Here is an 18,531-nt window from a genome sequence, read left to right on the forward strand (position 1 = left end):
CCTTCTTACCCTACGGCATAGGGCATGGAATGCTTCGGCTCCGGAATGCGCTCGCTGATCGACTCTCCGATGGCAATCGATGCGGTAGCGGCCGGGGAGGGGGCGTTGAGAATGTGGATGGAGCGCTCATTCTGCACGATCAGAAAATCGTCGGCGAGCTTTCCGTCCTTCGTTAACGCCTGCGCGCGCACGCCGTTCGCGGACGGGATCAAGTCTTCCTCCCGAATTTCCGGAATCAGCCGCTGCAGGCTGCGGACGAACACGGCCTTGCTGAACGAGCGGGCGATTTCCTTCAAGCCTTCTCCCATGTTCTGCTTGGCGATTTTCCAGAAAGCCGGGTACGTCATCACTTCCATAAAATCGCGGAGGTCAAAATCCGTCTTCCGGTAGCCTTCCCGCTTGAGGCTCAGCACGGCGTTCGGCCCGGCGTGAACGTGGCCGTCGATCATCCGCGTAAAATGCACGCCCAGAAAAGGGAAGTTCGGATTCGGCACGGGATAGATCAAATGCTTCACCAGCCCGTGCTTCTCCGGTTTCAATTCGTAGTACTCCCCGCGAAAAGGAACGATCTTCATGCCGGTCGCTAGGCCCTGCATGGCCGCGATCCGGTCGCAGTGGAGGCCGGCGCAGTTGATCAGATAATGCGTCCGGTAAGTCCCGTTATTACATTCGACCTCGATCCCTTCGCTTCCTTCCCGGATGCGCTGGGCCTCGGTATTCAAGAGGACGTCGCCGCCCCGCTGCCGGATGACGTCCGCGAACGCCACAGCCACTTTTTTATAATCGACGATCCCGGCTGCATTGACGCGAATCGCCCGCAGACCGGCGGCGTGAGGCTCGATGGCGTGAAGCTGCTCGGCGTCGATCAGCTCCAGATCCAGCTTGTGCTGCAGGCCGCGCGCGTACAAGTTTTCGAGCAGCGGCAGCTCCTCCGGCTCCGTGGCTACAATCACTTTCCCGCACATCTCGTAAGCGATCCCGTGCTGGTCGCAAAAGCGGCGCAGCGCATCCCCGCCTTCTTTGGAAAAACGCGCCTTCAGGCTGCCGGGCTTGTAATAAATGCCGGAGTGGATGACGCCGCTGTTATGCCCGGTTTGATGAAAGGCGAGCCGGTCCTCCTTTTCCATAACGAGAATTTTCGCTTGCGGATAACGGCGGGTGAGCGCATACCCTGTCGAAAGTCCGACAATGCCGCCGCCAATCACAATGTAGTCATACATATTTTGCCTCTCCTCTCGACTCGTTCATTCCGATGTCCTCGTAAGTTGTTATACAAAAATGGATTTTAAATTGGCTATAGACAAAATGAAAACGCTTTTGTATGATGTGATTGTGAAATTTGTCATACACATATCGCTATCATACGCGATGGTTTGTCGAAAATGCAAGTGTTTTGTGGATGATTTGTATAACAACTTAGGTGTGGTCTGATGGTTTTGTTCAACAACGAAGAAGGTGGGGGACATTATGAAAAAGTTTGGAATCGCGTATCAAATCTTCGCGGGGCTGGTGGCGGGAATTATCGTCGGCATCATTTTTTACAAAAACCCTGGGGTGGAGACGTACTTGAAGCCGCTTGGCGACATGTTTCTCCGGCTGATCAAAATGATTGTCGTCCCGATCGTCATCTCCAGCATTGTCGTTGGCGTCGCAGGGATGGGGAATGCCAAACGGCTCGGAACGCTCGGCTTCCGCACGATACTCTATTTTGAAATCGTCACGACGCTGGCGATCGTGGTCGGCTTGTTTTTCGCGAACTTTTTCCATCCCGGGGCCGGTGTCAACATGCAGGAGCTGACCAAAGGGGATATTTCCAAATACGTCGAGACGACGAATCAAGTCGAGGCCAAAGGGCATTTCGATATGCTGATCAACATCGTCCCGACCAATATCGTCGATTCCATGGCGAAGGGCGATTTGCTGGCGATCATCTTTTTCTCGGTTATTTTCGGGCTGGGGCTGGCAGCGCTCGGGGAGAGAGGCGCACCGCTGGTCGCCACGTTCAAGATGGTGTCCGAAACGATGTTCAATGTCGTCGGCTATGTGATGAAAGCGGCTCCATTCGGGGTGTTCGGACTGATCGGGGTAACGGTGTCGAAATTTGGCGTACAATCACTGCTTCCATTAGGCAAATTGATTCTCGTGACCTACGGCGCGATGGCTTTCTTTGTCGTCATTTGCTTCGGGGCGGTGGCCAAGCTGGTGAACATCAAGCTGTTCGCCTTGCTGAGCCTGCTGAAGGACGAGCTGATCCTGACCTTTTCCACAGCCAGCTCGGAAACCGTGCTGCCTAAGTTGATGGAGAAGATGGAAAAGTACGGCTGTCCGAAATCGATCGTCTCCTTCGTTATTCCGCTCGGCTATACGTTCAATCTGGACGGGTCCACCTTGTATCAGGCGCTTGCTTCCATCTTTATCGCCCAGCTCTACGGCATTCACATGTCGCTTGGCGAGCAAATCTCGCTGCTGCTTGTGCTGATGGTCACTTCGAAAGGCATCGCGGGGGTCGCCGGCTTGTCGTTTGTCGTGCTGCTGGCGACACTGAAATCGGTCGGACTTCCCCTTGAAGGGTTGGCGTTCATCGCGGGCATCGATTTCCTGCTCAATATGGGCAGAGCTACCGTCAACGTGATCGGCAATGCGCTGGCTACGATTGTGGTTTCGAAATGGGAGAAGCAGTTTCAGCCGCAGATGAGTGCTAAGCTGGTCCGGCAAAAAAGCGCGTAACAAAAAGTGATGAAGAATAGAGGTGTACGAGGGGGTGGGGTATCCACTTCCAACCGCTGCTCCACCCCGCAAAGTGAAGTTGAAGCAGGGAAGCTTAGTCGGAGTACTTTGCGGGGACCCCGGGTCTTCGGGAAATTTGATTGGAAGCCGCTTAGTAGCGGACATTTCCCGAAGACAAAGGCGGCCGCTATCGCTTCTCCAGTGGATACCCTACCTCCGTTTGCAGCTCTATTTTTGTCAAAACCACTTTCTCAACGCTCTGGCCGCTAAGTTTGCCTAGCGTCAATTCTCTATTTACCTATCGCTCGATCTGTCTTGTGCCATCTCAAGCCGCTGCGGACTCTTCGGATTCGTCCGCTTTTTTGCGGAACGCGATGATGATGATCAGACACGGTATCAGGCAGAACAAGCCGCACAGGAAGAACGCGCCGTTGGCCCCGTAATGATCGGCCGCGTAGCCGGCGAACAGGTTGCCGACCGGCGTCGAGCCGGCGAAGACGAGCGAATATACGCTCATGACCCGGGCCCGATACTCTTCCTTGGAATGAATTTGCAGCGACGAGTTGCAGTTGGTCGAGAACAGGATGTTGCAGAAGCCCTGCAGTGCCAGAAGCAGGCCGAACGTGTACACGGAACCCGCCATCCCGTTCAACAGCAGGAAGACCGAGATGAGAAGGCAGCAAGTGATGATCACGGACAGCCGGGGGCCTTTTTTGCTGCGGAACGACATGGTCAGCGCCCCGAGCAGCGACCCGGCGCCGAGGCAGGACATCATCAGCCCGTACGTTTTCTCCTGCATATGCAGCACGTCTTTCGTGAAGACGGGAATGAGCACGCTGAAGTTATAAGCCATGGTGCCGACGACGGTAACGAGCAGCAGCGTGCGCGCCAACAGCCGGTCCTTGGAAATGTACACGATGCCGTCCTTGATCTCCTTGAGCAGCCCGGTGTCTTTTTTCTTCTCGCGGACGTAAGGCGTCGTACGGATTTGCAGCAGCCCGTAGATGACGGCCACAAAGCTGAGCCCGTTCAGCAGAAAGCACCACCCGGCCCCGAGATAAGCCATCATACCGGCGCCGATTGCCGGCCCCACGATGCGGGCCAAGTTGAAGGTCGTCGAATTGAGCGCGATCGCGTTCATAAGGTCTTCCTTGCCGACGATTTCGATATTGAACGCCTGCCGCGTCGGCATGTCGAACGTGTTCGTCAGCCCGAGCAGGAAGGCGAGGACCAGAATGTACCCGTACTTGACGGTGTCCGTAAAAACAAGAGCGGACAGGATCAAGGCCAGCAGCATCGATACCGTCTGGGTCACGATCAGAATGTTCCGTTTCGGAAACTTGTCGATGAGCGCTCCCGCAAAGAGCGAAAAGCAGGTAATGGGCAAAAATTGGATCGTCCCTACGAGCCCGAGCAGCAGGGGCGAGCCCGTCAGCGTCAGCACAAGCCAGGATTGGCCGATGTTTTGCATCCAGGTGCCGATCAGGGAAACGCATTGTCCAAACCAAAAGTAACGGTAGTTTTTATGGGTCAGGGCGTGAAAGTTGTTATTGACGACCCTCATCCCCGCATGCCTCAGATTCACAAGCGTTCACCTGCCTCCAAATGTAATTTCGCTGCTTAAGCTTTTGGCGTCTTGTCGTTTTCCTCGTTAAACCGGGCCGCATTGCCGCCCATCTTCTCCAGCAGCTCCAGGGCGAGCCGCTGCTCCTCCTCCGTCAAGCCGTCGGACAGAATGTGCCTCCAGTCGGTGAGCACCCCACGAACCTCGTCCTTGATCCGCCAAGCCTTCTCCGTCAAAAAGACGCGGTAAGACCGCTTATCTTCCTTTCGTACCTGCCGGAGCACATAGCCTTGCGCCTCGAGTTTTTTCAGCGCTTTGGCCGTCGTTCCTTTATCGATTTTCAAATAGCTCGACAGCTCCTCTTGACTGAGGCCGTCTTCTTTATACAGCGCGTTCAAAAAAATATGCTGGCCTTTGCCGATGCCATGCCCTTTGAGCCGCTCGCCGATGTACATTTGTCCGTAACGGTACAGGAGCGATACCCACCTTGTAATCGTATTGCGCTGATCGATCATCCGGCTTCCTCCCGCTCTCAAAATAGTTGCACATGCCACTAATTACAGTATAGAAATAACTTGCCGCGTTGACAAACCGGACATACGCCGAATTTTACCCTTTTCAGCGAACAGGCCCCGAATTATCGAAGAAATTAGCCGTCTCCCTTAGGGCCATCCGGTTGGATAAAATATTTCCAGCCAGGGAAACATGTGTACAAAACCCGCATCAGCGAGAGAGGATCTGCCGTGAATTTATTTTCCAAGCTCTTTTCGAAGCGGTCCGGCTCTTCTCGGCAAGCGGCTGGGATGCAGCAAGGGCCCGCAATGCGGACGGACGAGCTATCGCTTAGTCTGGCGGACAACCTGGAGACGTTAACCGCGCTGTACGAAAATTGTGCGGATGTCATTTTTCATCGCTTTCTCGTCTACGGGCAGACAGATGCCATCCTGATCTTCATCGAAGGCATGTGCGATACGGGGATAGTCGACGAGCACATTTTGGCGCCGCTTAAACAGGACACCGGGCAGCCGGAAACTCCGTTCATGAAGCGGCTCGCGATTTCGCATGCCCAGCAAATCAGTACGATAGCGGAGATCAACGATCATATCGTGAACGGCAATCCCGTCCTGCTTGTGGACGGAGAGAAGGAAGGCGTTTCACTGTGCGTAGCCAAGTGGGATAAAAGAAGCATCGACGAGCCCGTGGCCGAAGCGGTCGTCCGCGGTCCGCGGCAGGGGTTTATCGAGACGTTGGCCGTCAATACCACTTTGATCCGCCGTATCATCAAAACGCCCGCCTTAAAAATAAAAAAGGTCAAGATCGGGCGTTACACGCAAACGAAAACCGCCATCGTGTATGTCGAAGGCTTGGCCGGCGCTTCTTTAATCGATGAGATTGAGAAACGGCTGCGGCGCATCGACATCGACGGCATTCTGGACAGCTCCTATATCGAAGAGCTGATTGAAGACAATCCGCGGTCCGTGTTTCCGCAGCTTCTGTCGACCGAGCGTCCGGACGTCGTCTGCGCGAATTTGCTGGAGGGCCGGGCCGCCCTGTTGATTGAGGGCAGTCCGTTTGCTTTGGTGATGCCGGTTACGTTGTTCTCGCTGATGCAATCGCCGGAAGACTATTACGCGCGTTTCTGGGCGGGAACCTTGATCCGCTGGCTCCGCTACATCTTCCTGGCGATCGCGCTGATCATTCCGTCGTCATATGTAGCCGTTCTGACCTTCCATCAGGAGATGATCCCAACGACTCTGCTGCTGAGCGTCGCCAGATCGCGGGAAGAAATTCCGTTTCCGGCTCTGGTAGAAGCGCTCCTGATGGAAGTGTCGTTCGAGGCGCTGCGCGAAGCCGGTGTCCGTCTGCCGAAGCAGGTCGGCGCCGCCGTCAGCATCGTTGGCGCGCTAGTTATCGGCCAAGCAGCGATCGCCGCAGGGCTCGTTTCCGCCCCGATGGTCATGGTGGTGGCCATTACGGGCATCGCATCGTTTACGATTCCGCGGTACACGCTGGGTATTTCGGTCCGGCTGCTCCGGTTTCCTCTCATGTTCCTTGCCGGCATGCTCGGGCTTCTCGGCTTGATGCTCGGAGTCATTTCGATTGTTGTCCATATGTGCGCGCTGCGCTCCTTCGGCGTTCCGTATCTGGAGCCGGTTGCCCCGATGAAGCGGGATGTCTTCAAAGAAGTATTGTTGCGGGCGCCGTTATGGACGCGCAACACGAGGCCGCATTTGACGGGCAGCTACAATCCGGTCCGGCAGTCTTCCGGACTGAAGCCGGGGCCGGACCAAGGGGAGAACAAGCATGATTGAACGCGGGAAAATATCCGCTTTTCAGATGGGACTCCTGATGTACGCAGCGATTTTGGCTACGGCCATTCTGATCGTGCCCTCTCTCACGATGGAGCGCGCGGGCCGCGACATGTGGATCTCCCCGGTCTGGGGCCTTTTTCTCGGGCTCGCGCTGATCTTAACGACGCACCGTTTGCATGCGATGAACCCGGGCCGGACGCTGATTGCCATCGGTGACCGGGTACTCGGCCGGCTGCTTGGCAAGCTGTTCGGCTTTCTGTTTTTTTTCGCTTATTTGCACGACCTCGGTTTTGTAACCCGGGAATATGGCGAATTTGTCGTAGGGAGCTTTTTGCCCCGGACGCCGACCATCTTCGTGATCGGCTGTATGGTAGCCGTGTGCGCTTATGCAGTCCGCGGCGGCTTGGAGGTCATCGCCCGATGCGCCCAGCTGTTTATTCCGTTTTTCGTCTTTTTTCTGCTGCTGTTTATCGTTTTGATGATCCCGGACTTTGACCCGAAGCATATGCTTCCGATACTGGAAAACGGCATTAAGCCTTCCATAAAAGGCTCGCTCGTGCTGCAGAGCTGGTTTGGCGATTTTTTCATCCTTTCTTTTCTATTCCCTTACGTGGCCGACCGCCCGAAGGGCCTGCGCTGGGGGCTGCTATCGCTTCTCGCCGTCACGGGGACGATGGTCGTTACCAATATTGCAGTCTTGCTGCTGTTCGGCGATATTACTGTGGGATTTACGTATCCGTTGATGATTGCGACCCGCTATATCGCGCTGGCGGATTTCCTCGAGCATTTGGAAGCTTTCCTGATGGCGATTTGGCTGCTGGGGATGTTCGTCAAAATTTGCATTTACTATTACCTGCTGGTCCACATTGCTGCGGAATGGCTAGGTCTTTCCGATTATCGTCTGATTGTGCCGCCGCTCGGACTGCTGGTAACGGTATTCAGCGTCTGGGTCACGCCCAATTTACAGGTCATGGCTCATTTCTTCGCAACGAGCGGGGCGATTTATTTGTGGGTGGTTAAAGGGGCCCTGCCGATACTTCTGCTGGTCGTGGCTCTTGTACGGCAAAAAGCGGCAGGGTAACCGCCGAACGAATCTGTGCCAAAAAGGAAGGAGGCATATCCCATGGTACCGGGAGCCGGTTGGAAGGGGCTCAGGCTTGTGATGACGGCATCGGCTGCGCTGCTGCTCTTGCTGCTGTCCGGCTGCTGGGATCGGAAGGAGGTCAACGATCTGGCGATTATTATGGCCGCCGGTTTGGACAAGGCCGAGGGCCGGCTCGTCAAGCTGTCGGTTCAGCTCTTCGTTCCGCGAGGGGGCGGAGGGCAGGATAGCGGAGGCTCCGGGGGAGGCGGCAAGACGCCCACCGGCGGGCAAACGATACTCCGTTCGGCAACCGGCTATACGCTGGCCGATGCGATGACCAAGCTGCAGGAGAAGCTGTCGCGGCGCATATTTTGGGGACACGGCGAGGTGTTCGTTTTTGGCGAGGCGCTAGCGAGAGAGGGGATTCGCGAGAACATCGATTTTATGATGCGGGACCCGGGTCCGCGGGAGCGGGCGGAGATGTTTATATGCAAAGGGCGTGCGCAGGACATCTTAACTCTGCTGCCCCCGCTGGAGCGAAGCTCGGCCGAGTCGCTCAGGGAAATGGCGAAGTCCCAGACCGGACTTAAGGTCACGGTCAAAGATTTTGCGGAAATGCTCGTTAGCGATGCCGGAGCGGCGGCCCTTCCCTGGATCGAAGCTTTGCCGGCGCAGCCCGGAAGCGATCCGAAACGGACGGATGCGTACATTAACGGCTCGGTCATACTGAAGAAGGACCGGATGGTCGGCTTCATCGACGACCGGGTAACCCGGGGACTGCTCTGGCTCCGCGACGAGGTGGAGGCGGCTACTGTTACCCTTGCTCCCAAGGAAGGAAAGGGGCACATCTCGTTCAAAATTTTGAACAGCCAGACAAAGCTGCTTCCCCTCATTGAAGGGGACCGATGGAGTGTGACCGTCCGGATTCAAACGGAGGATGACGTCCTCCAAAACACGACAAACATAAACCTGGTGGACCCGAAAGTGACGGAAAGCTTGGAAAAGCAGCTGTCCGCGGAAATCGAGAAGCGTATCCACGTCGCGCTGGTTCATCCGCAAAAGGAGCTGCACGCGGATATATTCAATTTCGCAGAAGCGTTTCACCGCCGCTATCCGCAGCTCTGGAAAAAAGAAAAGCACCGCTGGGAGGAACGTTTTCCGCAAGTCGAGGTACGTATCGAATCAAGGGCGCGTATTGTCCGCACCGGCATGGCTACGGTTCAGGCAAGCCGGCCCAAAGACGAGGTGAAACCGAAATGAAATGGGGAGCTGCCGTAGCAGTGACTTTCGCCGTCTTGTTTATGATCGGATACGAATGGCCTAAATTCCGGCAATATTCCAAGCGGGAAAAGCGGACTTTCGCCATGCTTGCGGCATTTGGCTGGGTGTTGACCTTGCTGCTTGTTCTCTTTCCGGATCTGCCCGGGCCGACGCAGCTTGTCGATTTCCTTTTCGGCCCGCTCGGCAAGCTGCTGGAGTGACCGGGGGAGGTCCATAGGCCCCGAGTTGAGACAAAAGGGATATTTTTATATTAATTAATAAAAAAACTATAAAAGTAATATTTTATTCAAAAAGTAATTTACAACCATGCCCTCATGGTGTATATTATGTTTCAAGAACTCCTCAATCGAAAATGTTAATTAAGAGACTCGACAATAGGCAGACGAATTGATAGGAACTCCCCTCGTCGCTTTTTTTTTAAACCTCAAATGGAAGCGATTACATTTTCGTTCGCAACGATGCGCCGAATGGATTTGGATTATACCAAGGAGGGGAATCTATGAAGCTGCTGATCGGAGCAAGCGCCTCTTCGGCGATCATCGAATTGCCGTATTATATACGGATTTTTCAGGACAAGCTGCAAGCCGAAGTAAGAGTCGTCGTTTCGGACAATGTTTCCAACTTCATCAACCCGCAATTTTTGGGCGCACATATCGAAGGGAAAGTCTATCAAAAAATGCTCGACCCTGCGTATGACGTCGCCGTGCCTCATTCTTTCCTTGCCTCGTGGGCGGACATGTTCATCGTACTGCCCTGCACCGCCAACACGTTAGCCAAAGCTGCCAACGGAATCACCGATAATCTCCTGACGATGCTCATCCTTTGTTTTCCAAGACCCGTCTTATTTTTCCCTACGATGAATATGAACATGTACAACACGGCGGTCGTACAAGCCAATGTGCAAAAGCTGCTGGATTTGGGCCACCGCGTTGCCATTCCGGACGGAAATGTAACCGTCACCGCAACGGGAGAAAAAATGTCGGGAGGTCATCCGCCTAATCCGTATACCTGCGCGAAATACATAAACAACATGTATGAGCTCTATTGCATGACCACATGATGATCCGTCTTTTTCTTCAATGAAAGGAGGTGATATCATATGAAAATGGAAAATGCTGTAGTTTTTCATGGCGTAGACGTGTTGGACGAAGCTGTGGATTTGGCGGAATTGTCTTCGATTATTGATGACAATGAAAGCGATGCGAATGACAACTGTAACGGTTGCTAAGTGCCATGGAGCTGGAGACATTCGTTTCCAGCTCTTCTAACTCTTAAATAGGGCGGTGAATGAATTGGAGCCATTTACAGTACTGCCACAACGCAAAGGTGTAACCAAAAGTACTCGTTATCGCGCCTCCCGCTACAACATTAAGGCGGTGGAGCCGGATGGAAGCATGTATATCACGAATACGATGTCAGGCGCATTTATGCATATCTCGGCCGAGCAGGTTCCCTATGTCGATCAACTGCTCAAGCTTGGAGCGGATGAATCGTTGGAAGGGTTGGCCGCCGTCCTCAAGAAGCAAGGCTTTATCGTCCGCGAGGATATCAACGAGTTTTTTCGCGCCCGCATGCTGCACGAAATGATCGGGAGAAGCGAGCAGAAGCTCAGACTCATCTTTTTGACGACCGAGCAGTGCAACTTCCGATGCAAATACTGTTATGAAAAATTTGAAAAAGGCAAGCTGCAGCCGGAGGTCATCCAAGGAGTGAAAACATTCCTCCAGCACAAGGTCCGTTTTCTTAATCGTTTGCAAATGAGCTGGTTTGGAGGCGAACCCCTCCTTGCGCTTGACGCGATAGAAGAAATATCGCAGCATGTTATCCCTCTGTGCGACGAGTACGGCGTTAATTACCGGTCCAACATGACCACGAATGCCTACCTGTTAACGAAAAAAAATATCGAGCGGCTGTTTGCCTGTCGCGTGTTCGCTTTCCAAATTACGCTGGACGGCGATGCCGAGCAGCATAACGCCAACCGGTATTTGCAGAACGGAGCCCCCACGTTCGAAACGATTTTTCAAAACCTGCTGCACCTCAAGGAGCGCCCCGAACCGTTCCGCTGTAAAATCCGCATTAACTTTGACCAGACGAACGTGCATCAGATTCCAAGCTTTATCCAAAAGCTCCGTGCGCATTTCGGAGAGGATCCGCGGTTCCGCATCGATTATTTCCCCATCGGCAAATGGGGGGGAAAGAACGACGACAATCTGGAAGTGGTGTCGCTTAAGGAATCGGTCAAGCATCAATTGAATCTGTGCACGATGGGTTTGGAAGAAGGGCTTAACAATGACTTGGAAGACATTTTGAAGCCGGGCGGTTACGTTTGCTATGCGGCTAAATCCAATTCCTTTGTCATTGGTTCGGACGGTATCGTATACAAATGCACCGTAGCCTTGTATAACGAGAACAATCAAATCGGGCGCATCACGCCGGACGGACAGATGCAGCTTGATGCCGATAAGCACGCGCTGTGGATTATGAACGACGAGTCGGAGGATTCGGGCTGTAAATCCTGCTTCCTGCGTCCCTCCTGTCAAGGCGCGTCCTGTCCGCTCGTGCGGATCGAGAAGGGGGTAGCTCCCTGTCCCCCGTTAAAGTCCAAAATTAAAGACGTCATCCGGATCGTCGGCAAGGAAAAACGCAAAATGGCGGTACAAAGGCAGGCTACTTCCGCAAACGCGTAAGATGCGTGAGAAAGGGAAGCAACCCATGCTCAACAAAAATTTCCTGGCATTTGTCGCGTGTGGAATGGTGAGCAGCATCGGGGACTTGATTTATTTTTTCATACTTTCCTGGTATATCGCATCGGCGACTCATTCCGTTCAATATATGGGGACGATTATGCTGGTCAGCGGGATCACCCAATTTGTCGCCAGCATATTTTGCGGGGCCTGGGTTGATGTATGGGGAGCCAAAAAAATCATCGCCGTCTCCAATGTGATACGCGCGCTCCTGATGATTGGATTGATGCTGGTGAGCACGACCCAGGCTCCATCCTTGGTTGTGCTTCTGCTGATTGCCATCGTATTTGCCATCACGGATGCCAGCTTTTATCCTGCGGTGGAGACAATCAAGCCCCAGCTTGTGTCCGAGGACCACTTAAGCCGAATGAACGGCTTGTGGTACACCCTTGCCCGCGTCTTGTCCCTGATTGCCCCTTCCATAAGCGCACTATGCATGAATTTGCTCGGCACTCAAGCTTCCTTTCTTTGTATGGCCGGATGCTATACGGCATCGGCACTGCTTCTTCTCTTCGTTCGTATCCAAAAGACGCATACCGAACCTAAACCGAAATCCGGCAAATGGAAGCATTATACGCAAAGCCTTACGGAGGGCTGGGTCTTTATTCGGAACAGCCGAATGATGATGACGCTCCTATGGCTTATTTTTTGTGTAAATATCGGGGCGAACAGCAACGGCTTGCTACTTCCGTTTTTAATGAAAAGCATGAACTGGGATGCGCAGCATATGTCGTATATTTATACTTGGCAGGCCGCTGCCGGGATCGTCTGCGGCAGTTTATTGTCGGTGAAAAGCGTGAAGCAACCGTCCTTTCTTTATGTGCTGCTCGGATTTTTGGGCCAGGGATTGGCGATTTTAACGGTCTGCTTTTCCTCGACCCTTGTATTTCTATGTCTAAACTTCGCGTGGCTGAGCGTATGTACGGCGTTGGTCAACATTTTTATCCGCACGATGATGCAAAAAGAAGTGCCTAACCGCTACATGGCGCGGGTCGGCAGTCTGTTTGCGGCGATTAGCATGACTTCTACGCCGCTGTCCCGCTTTTTTACCGGCTTTCTGACCGACCGCCTCGGGGTCAGACAGATGTACTTTTGGGCGGGCGCATTTGAGGTTATCGTGGTCGCTTTGTTTTTCATGCTCTATAAGCAAATTACCGCGCAGCCGGAGGTGAAATCGCAAACGGAGGTTAGCGGGTAAGGCCGGAAGGCAGCATAGTGTGTTGAGAAAGGGCAACTGAGATAATAGAGGTTACGAGGGGGTGGGGTATCCACTTCCGACCGCTGCTCCATCCCGCAAAGTGAAGTTGAATCGGGGAAGCTTAGTCCGATTACTTTGCGGGGACCCCGGGTCCTCGGGAAATTTGATTAGAAGCCGCTTAGAGCGGACATTTCCCGAAGACAAAGGCGGCCGCTATCGCTTCTCCAGTGGATACCCCACCTCCGTTTGCTTCTCTATTTTTGTAAAAACCTACTTTCTCAACACTCTGACCGGAGAGGGACGCTCCGGCTTTTTTTGCGCCGTTAATGATGCACAGGATCAACGATAAGGGGCGTTAAAGAATGGAACATGCGGAAATCCGGGCAAACCTGTTATACTAAACTTTAGCGATGTCAGACGAAAAGAAGAGGAACAACATGACTGGAGCCTACTGCAGCCTATATAAAGCGTGCAAACGCTGCGGACAAAGCAAATATTACCGCCAGTTCCCGCCTCGGGGCGGCCGGAAAGCAAGCGGAGCATCCCGCAAAAACGTATGCCGCAAATGCGAGCGGCGAAAGCCGGCAGCGCCATCCCCACAAGCGCCCCCGGTGCCTCGTGCGGCGAAACTGCTGAGACAAGACCGGCAGGGCATGATTCGCATGAAGGGGAAGAGCAACAACGGCAGGCTGTGGATGCAAGAGATCGAATGGAGCCTCGCGGTGCTGTTGGTGGAGGAACAGGCGGCCGTTGTCGTTACGCCATACATGATTCGCCGACTGTACAGCAATGACGATTTCCGGACTATGATTATGACCCGGGACCATTATACGTGCCGCTATTGCGGAGGATACGGCGATACGATCGACCATATCGTCCCGAAATCCAAGGGAGGCCATACGACGCCGGTGAACTGCGTATGCTCCTGTTATGCATGCAATCAGAGCAAGGCCGACCAAGATGCCGCCGGGTTTATGGAAAAGCAGCGTTCTCCCGTCTGAATTGAGGCAGCGCCGGGCACGATCCGGAGACAAGCTGGGGGGCCGCGGTTCTGCGGTTGATTCAGCGAAGGCTCTTCACGGTTAAGTAACTATCCAAGCAGAGACTTTCCGAGCTTACGCAGCGGAAGGAGGCTGGGATGATGGCGAAAACCGTAGAGCCTCGGGATCGGAAAAGGGCTTCATTCGGCGGGCCCCGAATTGACAGCGCTTCACGGAGGAAAAGGCGGATGGGCTGCGCGGCCTTTTTGATTCAGCTGTACTGCCGCTTTCAAGATGACGAGGTGCCCGCTTTGGGGGCCCAGCTCACTTATTATTTGATTTTAGCTTTCTTTCCTTTTCTAATTTTCGTCATTGCGCTCCTTAGCTTCACCGAGATTTCGGCATCGGAGGTCATCGACAGCATGGCCCGCATGATGCCGAGTCTGTCGAGCCAAGCGGTGGCGGACGCGTTCGAGGAAATTCAAAGGTCGCGCAGCGGCTCCGTGCTTTCCGTCGGATTGCTTGCCGCCTTGTGGTCGGCCTCCAATGGCATCGGCGCGGTGATGAAGGCGTTAAACAAGGCGTACGATGAGGAAGAGAGCCGTCCGTTCTGGAAGGTCAAAGGGATTTCCATCCTGTTTACCTTGGTTCTGGCGATTGTCGTTTTGTTTACATTCGTGCTGCTAATCTTCGGCAAGATCGTGGGAGCCTCGGTTTACAAAATTGTACATTTCCCGGGAAATTTCGATTTGCTTTGGGGGTTTATCCAATATGTAATTCCGCTTGTAACTATTGCTGTCGTATTCATCCTCTTATACCGCTACACGCCGAATTTGCGGTTAACGTTCGGCGAAGTGCTGCCAGGCGCTTTGTTCGCCACGGCCGGATGGGTCGCCGCTTCGCTGCTATTTTCCTACTATGTCAATCATTTCGGCAGCTATACGAAAACATACGGCAGCATCGGAGGCATTATCGTGCTTTTGACGTGGCTGTATTTGTCCAGCATCGTGATGATTCTGGGCGGCGAGATCAACGCCACGCTTCACTTTGACCGTCATGGCAAACGAAAGCCTTCATGCAAACCGTTCGGATTGACGCTGCGATCGGACCGACGGGATTGACGCGTGCAAAAAGACCGGGCAGCGTGGACCCGTCAGACATCGGATAGAACGGAGCTTGGATTGGCCGCCTTCTAGCGAATGCGCGGGAAAGCGACCCAACTCCACAAGTTGAGTTCGGATTGCTTTCCCTTTTCCTGGACCTGCTGAAAAAATTCCCCTAAAAATCGTTCCCATTGCTGTCCCGCTTCTTTTTTGGCCGACGTATCCGCTTGGACATGAAGAATGCTTTTATTCAGCGCCGCGTCCAAATGGGATAGCGCTTCGCGCAAATGGAAATCGACAGAGAGCTCCTGCATGCTCAAGTCTCCTTTATTATCGTTTTTCGATAACCGTATCCGATCAAAAAGGCGAAAAAATGTCCCCATTGCTCCGACATCGATTGGTGCGCTTCCTCCGAGTCGTTGGAAGCTTGTAACTTGGTCGCAGTTAAGGCTTGCTCCAGATGGAGCCGCGCCTGCCTCAGGTGAAATTCGACAGAGTCATCTTTCAAGCGCAGCTTCTCCCGCTTCGCTGCCGGACAGCGCCGGTCCGAACTCGTCCCCGGAAGAGGCGATTTCGAGGTCCAGCTTTTTTTTTCATGCGCTCGACCTGAGCTTCCTGCAAGGACGAACGGGCCGCGCCCGCCGCGCTCCGCAAGCCTTGGTAACCCGCTTCGGCAACAGGAAGCAGCGTGGTTTTGACAACGGGAAGGAGCGTCGACACTGCAAACGCAAGCGCGGCGCCGACCAGCCATTTTTCAATCAGTTGTTCTCTCATGTTTCCTACCTCCGAATGGACAGCAAGCTATGCGACGACGGCCGGCCGCGTTTGTCGAACCAGCTTCGGTGCCACCTGGCGTCCCGATTCGACTCAGGCCACGATCGGCTTCGACAGCAGCGTTACCGAGCCGGCAACGGCAAGCACCAGTCCGAGGCAGGTTCCCCCGTTGTTTTCCGCCTTAACCCCGAAGAAAAGCACATCCGAGCCGTGTCTCGCCAATCTCTTAGCCTCGAGCTCGTACATTCCGCAGCCGATCCCCCTGCTTCTGGCAGTAGGCATAGCTGCCGGCGAACACGCAGGCCCCGTTGATTTTGCCCTGCAGGCCCTCCGTTGTTTCTTTCGTTAAACATTGAATTTCCTCGCTTTCAACCCGATAGAGCGCCGAAGCATCCTCCAGCAGCAGCGTTTTCGTCCATGTCAGCTTGGACAAGGAGTCGCTATCTGGCAGCAAAGCTCGATTTTCGGCGCATACAAGCTCTGCCTGCTGCCAGCCGTATTCCGCCGGAATGAACGCCGGTCTGGGGTTGGCGGCGAGCAGTACCGCGACCGCACGCAGAGGGTCGCGCGTGAATGCGAGGGTTGCTCCGGCGCCGATTAGCCCCCATTTGTTCGCTTTCTCCGTATATCGCTTAATTTCGGGCGGAAGCACCGCCGGCGAGCTCTTTGCAGCCGACTGATATCGTTTCCACCTGTGCCGTATCCGGATTGTTATGAAGACCGTAAAATTCGATGCGAATGCGTCCTGGCAGCATTCGAACAAACCGTCGATGTTTCAAGCTTTCCGTAGGCATACATACGCTCCTTGGGCTTCCTCGTTTTGGAGTCTGGGGCTGATTTTCGCTAGTATACACGCCATTGGCGATTTATGCAGTTCGCGTTCATACATAATTTTTCGTCAATGTGGGATGATCTGTAGTACATTATTTTTTGGAAAGGGTGAGAACATGGCGAAGCTGCCGATCGGTTTTGTACTTACGGGTGCCGCGATGATGCTGGCATTTTCCCCGGAAGCCCGGAAAACGATACGCAAATTTGCGGTTAAAGGGACGGAAGCCGTGTTGAATTTGACGGAGCAGGCCAAAGACACGGTGGAAGACTTGCGGAAGTAAACCCGAGGGTCTGACATAGCGGTTTCCTTTCGGGTGTTTTGAACGAGAGCAGGGCAAGCTAAACAAACCGGCCATGCTACGGCCGGATGACTCGAAATGAGGTGGAAGCATGTTTCAAAGCGGTTCCGTATGGACCGGACTGATTTCGGGCGGCTTGTCTCAAATACAGGATACGAATGCGCTGGCCCAAGGGCAGATGAAGACGAAGGAATACGCTGTGCAAACCGTAGAAAATGTGACGGGAGCCGTCGGCATTATGGCCGGGGTAGAGTACGGCGCGATGCTCGGGTCAACCGTGCTTCCGGGCTTCGGAACAGCGGTCGGCGCGGTGCTGGGCGGACTTGTGGGTAGCTCGGTCGGGCGCAGCGTCGGCCATCGGGCCGGGGACGCGCTGGTCAACAACCGGATCGTCCAGGGCACGCTTCAGCCCATGCAGCAGCCGCAACAGAACCAGTAAGAAGGGAAACCGGGAGACGGACTCCCGGTTTCTGCATAAACGGAGCTTACAACGCCGCTTGGCGGTAATCTTTTTGCAAGTATAAAATCATGTCTTTCAGCTTCTGATTAACCTGTTCCGTATTTCCCGCTTTGATCTCTCCGAGCACTTCGTCCACCTGATAGCAGGCAAAAGCCCTGCGCAAACCGATCAAGTCGTTCAGCACGCTCCGCTCCCGCCTATTCAGAGGACGGCTTCGCTCATAGCCGGTCATCAGTGCCTCCAAGTATCGATCCCCTACGGCTTCGGTTTCCGCGTTTTCCTTATCCGCCGCATAAGCCAGAAACGACGCTTCCCCCGCCAAATGGCCGACAAAGACGTCCGTTCCCGCAAGATGAAAATCAATCACTCCGCACAGACATCCGTTTTCGTCCATAAGCAAATTGTTTAAAGAAAAATCTCCTTGCACCGGACCGACCGGCAGTTCGGACCAACTTGCCCGGAGCACCGAGCGTTTGCCACGGTACAGGGCGAACAACTCTCGCACAAGTAGCGGCTCTGCGCCGCCAGTCTGGAGCGCCGTTTCCAAGGCTTGGGCATCCTGATCCAGCTCGTCTTCCTGGCCGAACAGGCTCCACGGGCTTCCGGAGGTAAAAGGGATCGGCACGGGCGCCTGACCGGCAATCCGGTGCATGGCTCCGAGCCATTCGCCCGCTTGTTCGGCAAGGCCGATCGTCAGGCTTTCCGGTTCTTTGCCCGGCAGCCAGGTTTCCACGGTCGCCCAAACCTCGCGTCCTTTCCGCGACAAAATCAGATAAGGACGTCCGTCGCTTCCGTACAAGCGCGTCGGGACGTTCAGTCCGCCGCCGGAAAGCAGCCCGCACAGGGAGGCTTGTCCTGCATGGTCCTCCAACGTCGAATAGGAGTTGGACATCATCCGCACGGCATAGCTTCGTCCGTCGGCCGTCGTTGCTTTAATTACGATGCGCAGGTCGTCCGGCTCCTCCTCGTGCTGCACCTGGCTCAAACCGGCGAACGCCGGCAATTGAAAATGGTCTTGTATTATCTTCAGCAAAGTTTTGTCCTCGAACACGGTCCTTTAATCTCCGATCCTAAGAAATATATTCCTCTAACGGAAAAGCCCGGTGATTTGTTGCAGCAAAAAAGGAAGACCCCGCCTCCAAAGGCGGAAAATCTCCCTTTTTAAACGCCGGAT

General features: G+C 54.1%; 23 protein-coding genes. 13 read left to right on the forward strand and 10 right to left on the reverse strand.

Annotation, left to right across the window (positions count from 1 at the left end):
* Positions 1–5: 5 nt before the first annotated feature.
* Positions 6–1,220 (reverse strand): L-2-hydroxyglutarate dehydrogenase, encoded by a 1,215-nt coding sequence (gene lhgD / locus KQX66_RS11430; RefSeq protein WP_216792586.1) that lies wholly within the window; start codon positions 1,218–1,220, stop codon positions 6–8.
* Between the two features lie 247 nt (positions 1,221–1,467).
* On the opposite strand from lhgD, the gene KQX66_RS11435 reads away from it, so the two are divergent.
* Complete coding sequence (locus tag KQX66_RS11435) at positions 1,468–2,727, forward strand: cation:dicarboxylate symporter family transporter (protein WP_216792587.1); 1,260 nt, start codon at positions 1,468–1,470, stop codon at positions 2,725–2,727.
* A 325-nt stretch (positions 2,728–3,052) separates the two neighbouring features.
* Here the strand turns inward: KQX66_RS11435 and KQX66_RS11440 are convergent, their stop codons facing one another.
* Both KQX66_RS11440 and KQX66_RS11445 read right to left on the reverse strand, forming a co-directional pair.
* Positions 3,053–4,312 carry an MFS transporter gene (locus tag KQX66_RS11440; RefSeq protein ID WP_308647224.1) on the reverse strand — a complete coding sequence of 420 codons (1,260 nt, stop codon included), beginning with the start codon at positions 4,310–4,312 and terminating at the stop codon, positions 3,053–3,055.
* 35 nt (positions 4,313–4,347) lie between these two features.
* Positions 4,348–4,806, reverse strand: a complete 459-nt coding sequence (locus KQX66_RS11445) for a MarR family winged helix-turn-helix transcriptional regulator (RefSeq protein ID WP_216792588.1) — start codon at positions 4,804–4,806, stop codon at positions 4,348–4,350.
* Positions 4,807–5,094: 288 nt separating this feature from the next.
* On the opposite strand from KQX66_RS11445, the gene KQX66_RS11450 reads away from it, so the two are divergent.
* The 10 genes from KQX66_RS11450 (at position 5,095) to KQX66_RS11490 (ending at position 15,011) form a co-directional block, all read left to right on the forward strand.
* Positions 5,095–6,603: a spore germination protein gene (locus KQX66_RS11450; protein ID WP_253957093.1), complete on the forward strand. Its 1,509-nt coding sequence runs from the start codon at positions 5,095–5,097 to the stop codon at positions 6,601–6,603.
* A complete protein-coding gene (locus KQX66_RS11455) occupies positions 6,596–7,684 on the forward strand; it encodes a GerAB/ArcD/ProY family transporter (RefSeq protein ID WP_216792590.1) in 1,089 nt (362 codons plus the stop codon). The genes KQX66_RS11450 and KQX66_RS11455 overlap by 8 nt, the downstream gene beginning before the upstream one ends.
* A 42-nt stretch (positions 7,685–7,726) precedes the next feature.
* A complete protein-coding gene (locus KQX66_RS11460) occupies positions 7,727–8,947 on the forward strand; it encodes a Ger(x)C family spore germination protein (RefSeq protein WP_216792591.1) in 1,221 nt (406 codons plus the stop codon).
* On the forward strand, positions 8,944–9,168 hold the full coding sequence (locus KQX66_RS11465; RefSeq protein ID WP_216792592.1) for a hypothetical protein: 225 nt from the start codon (positions 8,944–8,946) through the stop codon (positions 9,166–9,168). Before KQX66_RS11460 ends, KQX66_RS11465 begins: the two co-directional genes overlap by 4 nt.
* A 299-nt stretch (positions 9,169–9,467) precedes the next feature.
* A complete protein-coding gene (locus KQX66_RS11470; protein WP_054974656.1) occupies positions 9,468–10,028 on the forward strand; it encodes a flavoprotein in 561 nt (186 codons plus the stop codon).
* 39 nt (positions 10,029–10,067) lie between these two features.
* On the forward strand, positions 10,068–10,196 hold the full coding sequence (locus tag KQX66_RS37790; RefSeq protein WP_281936159.1) for a hypothetical protein: 129 nt from the start codon (positions 10,068–10,070) through the stop codon (positions 10,194–10,196).
* Positions 10,197–10,260: 64 nt separating this feature from the next.
* Positions 10,261–11,655 carry a radical SAM/SPASM domain-containing protein gene (locus tag KQX66_RS11475; protein ID WP_216792593.1) on the forward strand — a complete coding sequence of 465 codons (1,395 nt, stop codon included), beginning with the start codon at positions 10,261–10,263 and terminating at the stop codon, positions 11,653–11,655.
* A 25-nt stretch (positions 11,656–11,680) separates the two neighbouring features.
* Positions 11,681–12,910: an MFS transporter gene (locus tag KQX66_RS11480; RefSeq protein ID WP_216792594.1), complete on the forward strand. Its 1,230-nt coding sequence runs from the start codon at positions 11,681–11,683 to the stop codon at positions 12,908–12,910.
* A 437-nt stretch (positions 12,911–13,347) separates the two neighbouring features.
* Positions 13,348–13,911, forward strand: coding sequence for an HNH endonuclease (locus KQX66_RS11485; protein ID WP_216792595.1), 564 nt, complete (start codon positions 13,348–13,350; stop codon positions 13,909–13,911).
* A gap of 227 nt (positions 13,912–14,138) precedes the next feature.
* Complete coding sequence (locus KQX66_RS11490) at positions 14,139–15,011, forward strand: YihY/virulence factor BrkB family protein (RefSeq protein WP_253957079.1); 873 nt, start codon at positions 14,139–14,141, stop codon at positions 15,009–15,011.
* Between the two features lie 71 nt (positions 15,012–15,082).
* Here the strand turns inward: KQX66_RS11490 and KQX66_RS11495 are convergent, their stop codons facing one another.
* The 6 genes from KQX66_RS11495 to KQX66_RS11520 all read right to left on the reverse strand — a co-directional run bounded on the left by KQX66_RS11495 (position 15,083) and on the right by KQX66_RS11520 (position 16,561).
* Positions 15,083–15,307, reverse strand: coding sequence for a hypothetical protein (locus KQX66_RS11495; protein WP_216792597.1), 225 nt, complete (start codon positions 15,305–15,307; stop codon positions 15,083–15,085).
* A 2-nt stretch (positions 15,308–15,309) separates the two neighbouring features.
* Entirely contained in the window at positions 15,310–15,501 is a 192-nt protein-coding gene (locus tag KQX66_RS11500; protein WP_216792598.1) for a hypothetical protein, read from the reverse strand.
* Positions 15,498–15,767, reverse strand: a complete 270-nt coding sequence (locus KQX66_RS11505; protein WP_216792599.1) for a DUF5132 domain-containing protein — start codon at positions 15,765–15,767, stop codon at positions 15,498–15,500. Before KQX66_RS11505 ends, KQX66_RS11500 begins: the two co-directional genes overlap by 4 nt.
* 93 nt (positions 15,768–15,860) lie before the next feature.
* On the reverse strand, positions 15,861–16,013 hold the full coding sequence (locus KQX66_RS11510; RefSeq protein ID WP_216792600.1) for a hypothetical protein: 153 nt from the start codon (positions 16,011–16,013) through the stop codon (positions 15,861–15,863).
* Entirely contained in the window at positions 15,994–16,419 is a 426-nt protein-coding gene (locus KQX66_RS11515) for a hypothetical protein (protein ID WP_216792601.1), read from the reverse strand. Before KQX66_RS11515 ends, KQX66_RS11510 begins: the two co-directional genes overlap by 20 nt.
* The gene (locus KQX66_RS11520; RefSeq protein ID WP_216792602.1) at positions 16,400–16,561 is read right to left on the reverse strand and encodes a hypothetical protein; all 162 of its coding nucleotides are present in this window, start codon (positions 16,559–16,561) and stop codon (positions 16,400–16,402) included. The genes KQX66_RS11515 and KQX66_RS11520 overlap by 20 nt, the downstream gene beginning before the upstream one ends.
* A 153-nt stretch (positions 16,562–16,714) precedes the next feature.
* On the opposite strand from KQX66_RS11520, the gene KQX66_RS11525 reads away from it, so the two are divergent.
* Together KQX66_RS11525 and KQX66_RS11530 are read left to right on the forward strand one after the other, a co-directional pair.
* Positions 16,715–16,879 (forward strand): hypothetical protein, encoded by a 165-nt coding sequence (locus KQX66_RS11525; protein ID WP_216792603.1) that lies wholly within the window; start codon positions 16,715–16,717, stop codon positions 16,877–16,879.
* A 109-nt stretch (positions 16,880–16,988) separates the two neighbouring features.
* Complete coding sequence (locus KQX66_RS11530) at positions 16,989–17,336, forward strand: glycine zipper domain-containing protein (RefSeq protein WP_216792604.1); 348 nt, start codon at positions 16,989–16,991, stop codon at positions 17,334–17,336.
* A 46-nt stretch (positions 17,337–17,382) separates the two neighbouring features.
* Here KQX66_RS11530 and KQX66_RS11535 read toward each other — a convergent pair whose 3' ends face one another.
* Positions 17,383–18,390, reverse strand: coding sequence for a phosphotransferase enzyme family protein (locus KQX66_RS11535; RefSeq protein WP_216792605.1), 1,008 nt, complete (start codon positions 18,388–18,390; stop codon positions 17,383–17,385).
* Positions 18,391–18,531: the final 141 nt, after the last annotated feature.

The organism is Paenibacillus oleatilyticus (assembly GCF_018998565.1).
Taxonomy (GTDB): domain Bacteria; phylum Bacillota; class Bacilli; order Paenibacillales; family NBRC-103111; genus Paenibacillus_G; species Paenibacillus_G oleatilyticus.